The 285-nt window shown below is 68.4% G+C and carries 1 protein-coding gene; it reads left to right on the forward strand.

Going from position 1 to position 285, the window contains the following annotated elements; all coding sequences use genetic code 11:
* Positions 1-285, forward strand: a 285-nt coding sequence (locus GHO03_RS24895; RefSeq protein ID WP_178110396.1) for a MobA/MobL family protein, incomplete at both ends; no start/stop codon positions are given.

The following is a 285-nucleotide window of genomic DNA, read 5'->3' on the forward strand; positions in this document are numbered from 1 at the left end:
TGCCGAGCGCGGCGCGCTGTGGAATGCCGCCGAACTGGCCGAGAACCGGAAGGATTCGCGGATGGCCCGCGAATGGATCGTGGCCCTGCCTGCCGAACTGGATGCTGGCCAGCGCCGGGAGTTGGCTGTTTCCTTTGGTGCCGAACTGGCCCGCCGGTACGGCGTGGCCGTGGATGTTGCTATCCACGAACCCGACCGCGAGGGCGACAACCGCAATCATCACGCGCACATCCTCACCGCCACCCGGCGCGTGAGTCGAGGCGCAGCGGGCGAGCTGGTCATGGG

Origin of the sequence: Pseudomonas sp. FSL R10-1339 (assembly GCF_009600545.1) — a bacterium.
In the GTDB taxonomy this organism is placed as follows: Bacteria; Pseudomonadota; Gammaproteobacteria; order Pseudomonadales; family Pseudomonadaceae; genus Aquipseudomonas; species Aquipseudomonas bubulae.